We start from the raw sequence: 2,579 nt of genomic DNA on the forward strand, positions 1-2,579 counted from the left end.
CGCGCAGGCGGCGATAGTTCGACATGGGGATTGCCTCTGAAGGTTTGGTCCAGGCGTAGGGTGGGCGATGTCGCCCACCCTGCGGGTCACTCGATAAGGACGAGATCTTCGTCCTCGTTGGCGCGGTGCAAGGTGCGGCAGGTGACCACCTCGCTTTCCCTGTCGTCCCAATAGCGCGGGTCGGCCAGCACGGCTGCGGGCAGGCGGTCCTTGTTGAACACCCATCACTTCGGGCGCTTGACGGTGATCTCGAACCGGTTCGACTGCAGCCGTGCGCCGGGCTTCAGGAACCCGTCCCGCAGGGCATCCGCCCGGTCCTGCAACTGCCGGATCTCGGCTTTCAGTCGCGCGAATTCGTCCACCGGGTCCATCGGCACCTCCGCTCTTTCCGGCAGTCTCGCCGCAAGGAATTTCGTCTCGGTTAACGCGTCAGGGAACAGGTCGCGCCCACCAGCGTTGACCCGGGAAACGCAGCGCAGGAGACCTCATGCCTCACCCCATCCGCACCGGAGTCGGCGGCTGGACCTTCGATCCCTGGCGCGGGACCTTCTTCCCGGACGATCTGCGCCAGGCGGACGAGCTGCGCTTTGCCGCCCGCGCCCTGACCGCGATTGAGGTCAACGGGACGTTCTACCGCACGCAGGTCCCCACCACGTTCCGCAAGTGGGCGCGCCAATCGCCCGAAAGCTTTGTCTTCACCCTGAAGGCCCCGCGCTATGTCTCCACCCGCCGGAAGCTGGCCGAAACGGGCGATCAGGTGCGCCGCTTCCTGGGGTCAGGGCTGGAGGAGCTGGGGCCGAAGCTTGGCCCGATCAACTGGCAGCTGCCACCGGCCCGGGTCTTCGACTGCGCGGACCTGGCCGGGTTTCTTGACCTTTTGCCCGACAGCCTGAACGGCCTGCCCCTGCGCCATGCCATCGAGGCGCGACACGACAGCTTTCGCTCTCCCGCCTTTGCGGCGCTTCTGTCCGACCGCAAGATCGCTGTCGTCCGGGCGACGGAAGGTCCCTATCCCGAGATTGACGCCGATACGGCGCCCTTCGCCTATCTCCGCCTGATGGGCACCCGCGAGGGGCTGCCCCTGGGCTATCCGAAGGACCAGCTTGACCGCTGGGCCACCCGCCTGCGCCGCATCGCGAAAGAGCGTGAAGTCTTCGCCTTCGTGATCTCGGGCCACAAGGTCGCGAACCCGGCTGCGGCGCAGGCGCTTTTGCAGCGGCTGGCTTGACGGGCCTTCCCTGCGGTCCATTTCCCGATCATGCGCATGCTGATCGCCCTTTGTCTTCTTGCGGCCCCTGCTTCCGCCTGGGAATTCACGGCGACCCCGGTCTGCACGATCACGCACGAGACGCCCGATCTCGCCCTGCGGATCACCTTCGACCCGGCGCAGCCGCAGCCCTATTCCATCGCCTTGACCCGCCCCATCCCCTGGGAGACGACTGAAACCTTTGGTCTGCGCTTTGACGGCCCGGCGGCCATGACGATCGGCACCGGGCGGCATCAGCTGTCGCGTGACGGAATGACCCTGACTGTCTCGGACACCGGCTTTGACAATGTGCTGGACGGTCTGGCCTACAATGCGCGTGGCACGGCGCTGGCCGGGGCGACCGAAGTTCCCTTCGACCTGACCGGCGCGCGTCCTGCGGTCGAGGCGTTCCGCGCCTGCGACGTCCTGCCCTCGGCCTGAAGGGTCAGAAGACCCCGGTCACCTCGTACATCACCGGCTCGAACCCGCGGCACAACTCGTTGATCCGGCGGTTCCGCTCGCGCATTTCCGGCGTGCGCAGCATCGCCTGGTAATCCTCGCGCCGCGCCCACTGGCTGTAGTTGCAGATCCGGGTCCGCGCATCGTTCATGTGCAGACCGGCCGCGATGAAGCCGGGCTGCTGGCTGATGCAGTCACGATAGGCGGCCTCCAGCGCCTCGATCAGGTCGAAGGCCATCGCTGGCGTCGTCTCGAAGGTGGTGATGACGGTTTGTCCTTGGAAATCCTTGACAATCTGCGGCATGTCGGGCCTCCCTCTTTCCGGGCAAGGATGCCACGAACGGGGATGAAGGACCATGAAGTTTCTCGATCCGAATGATCGCTTCTTCCGCCATGCCTGGGTGCGCTGGCTGACCGTGCTTCTGCCCACCGCCTGGGGCCTGTTCGAGCTTTTCTACGTCGGCTCGCCCTTCTGGGCGATCATGTTCCTGGCCGCAGGGGGCTATGCCGGCTGGTTGCTGTTCTTCCAGCGCGACAAGGACTGACCGGGCGGCGGGTCAGTCCATCCACTCGGGCTGGTCCAGGCCCAGGGCCTGCGGGTCGTTCAGATAGACGGCCCCCAGCGCGATCACCGCCGCCAGCAGCACCGCGAAGGCGATCTTCCAGACCGACCAGGGGCGTTCGCCCTGCACTTCGCCGGTCTGGCCGTTCACCAGGAAGCGGTAGCTTTTGCCGTTGTACTTGTAGGCCGCCATCCAGACCGGCAGCAGGATGTGCTTGAAGGTCTCGCCCGACCAGCGGGTGTCGACGTCGTTCACCCGCTGCTCGTCGCCACCGATGTCGTGGCGCACGTCCTGCAGGATCACCGCCTCCA

General features: G+C 66.1%; 6 protein-coding genes and 1 pseudogene. 3 read left to right on the forward strand and 4 right to left on the reverse strand.

Going from position 1 to position 2,579, the window contains the following annotated elements:
* Window positions 1-86 precede the first annotated feature (86 nt).
* Entirely contained in the window at window positions 87-221 is a 135-nt protein-coding gene (locus U1E69_RS02160; protein WP_305542363.1) for a hypothetical protein, read from the reverse strand.
* A 3-nt stretch (window positions 222-224) separates the two neighbouring features.
* Window positions 225-371, reverse strand: coding sequence for a hypothetical protein (locus U1E69_RS02165; RefSeq protein ID WP_305542361.1), 147 nt, complete (start codon window positions 369-371; stop codon window positions 225-227).
* Between the two features lie 116 nt (window positions 372-487).
* Between U1E69_RS02165 and U1E69_RS02170 the strand changes: the two genes are divergently transcribed.
* Both U1E69_RS02170 and U1E69_RS02175 read left to right on the forward strand, forming a co-directional pair.
* Window positions 488-1,228, forward strand: coding sequence for a DUF72 domain-containing protein (locus U1E69_RS02170; protein WP_322242427.1), 741 nt, complete (start codon window positions 488-490; stop codon window positions 1,226-1,228).
* A 30-nt stretch (window positions 1,229-1,258) separates the two neighbouring features.
* Entirely contained in the window at window positions 1,259-1,687 is a 429-nt protein-coding gene (locus tag U1E69_RS02175; RefSeq protein WP_322242429.1) for an excinuclease ABC subunit B, read from the forward strand.
* A 4-nt stretch (window positions 1,688-1,691) separates the two neighbouring features.
* Here the strand turns inward: U1E69_RS02175 and U1E69_RS02180 are convergent, their stop codons facing one another.
* Entirely contained in the window at window positions 1,692-2,009 is a 318-nt protein-coding gene (locus U1E69_RS02180) for an antibiotic biosynthesis monooxygenase family protein (RefSeq protein ID WP_322242430.1), read from the reverse strand.
* Window positions 2,010-2,061: 52 nt separating this feature from the next.
* Between U1E69_RS02180 and U1E69_RS02185 the strand changes: the two genes are divergently transcribed.
* A complete protein-coding gene (locus U1E69_RS02185) occupies window positions 2,062-2,250 on the forward strand; it encodes a hypothetical protein (protein WP_322242431.1) in 189 nt (62 codons plus the stop codon).
* Window positions 2,251-2,262: 12 nt separating this feature from the next.
* Here U1E69_RS02185 and U1E69_RS02190 read toward each other — a convergent pair.
* A pseudogene (locus U1E69_RS02190) lies at window positions 2,263-2,579 on the reverse strand (hypothetical protein); the annotation flags it as partial.

This window comes from Tabrizicola sp. (genome assembly GCF_034366665.1).
Classification (GTDB): Bacteria; Pseudomonadota; Alphaproteobacteria; order Rhodobacterales; family Rhodobacteraceae; genus Tabrizicola.

Bases quoted from the DNA above. Each gene is read 5' to 3' on its own strand.
- U1E69_RS02175 (WP_322242429.1), top strand. From the start codon at position 1,259: ATGCGCATGCTGATCGCCCTTTGTCTTCTTGCGGCCCCTGCTTCCGCC.
- U1E69_RS02180 (WP_322242430.1), bottom strand. From the start codon at position 2,009: ATGCCGCAGATTGTCAAGGATTTCCAAGGACAAACCGTCATCACCACC.
- U1E69_RS02170 (WP_322242427.1), top strand. From the start codon at position 488: ATGCCTCACCCCATCCGCACCGGAGTCGGCGGCTGGACCTTCGATCCC.
- U1E69_RS02165 (WP_305542361.1), bottom strand. From the start codon at position 371: ATGGACCCGGTGGACGAATTCGCGCGACTGAAAGCCGAGATCCGGCAG.
- U1E69_RS02185 (WP_322242431.1), top strand. From the start codon at position 2,062: ATGAAGTTTCTCGATCCGAATGATCGCTTCTTCCGCCATGCCTGGGTG.